The following is a 276-nucleotide window of genomic DNA, read 5'->3' as shown; positions in this document are numbered from 1 at the left end:
CACATCAACGAGGTCCGCTACTGCTACAACCAGGGCCTGGCCCGCGATCCCAACCTCAAGGGCCGCGTGGCGATCCAGTTCACCATCGGACCCACCGGCTCGGTGCCGGTGGCGGTGGTGGCCGACAGCTCGATCAAGGACAGCAACGTCTCCAACTGCGTGGCCAAGGCGGTCAAGCGCTGGAAGTTCCCCAAGCCGCCCGGTGGCGGCAACGCGGTGGTGACGTACCCGTTCGTGCTCGAGCCCGGCTGAGGCCGGCCGGGGCTCGGCCCCGAG

1 protein-coding gene is annotated in these 276 nt (G+C 69.2%); it reads left to right on the top strand.

Annotated features, from left to right (window positions below):
• Positions 1-252, top strand: a 252-nt coding sequence (locus tag OEB96_RS00130) for an AgmX/PglI C-terminal domain-containing protein (RefSeq protein ID WP_266213344.1), incomplete at its 5' end; no start/stop codon positions are given.
• Positions 253-276: the final 24 nt, after the last annotated feature.

Origin of the sequence: Paraliomyxa miuraensis (assembly GCF_026337845.1) — a bacterium.
Classification (GTDB): Bacteria; Myxococcota_A; Polyangia; order Nannocystales; family Nannocystaceae; genus Paraliomyxa; species Paraliomyxa miuraensis.
Note: the sequence above shows the minus strand (reverse complement) of the source record. Positions and strands in the feature narration are given on the sequence as shown.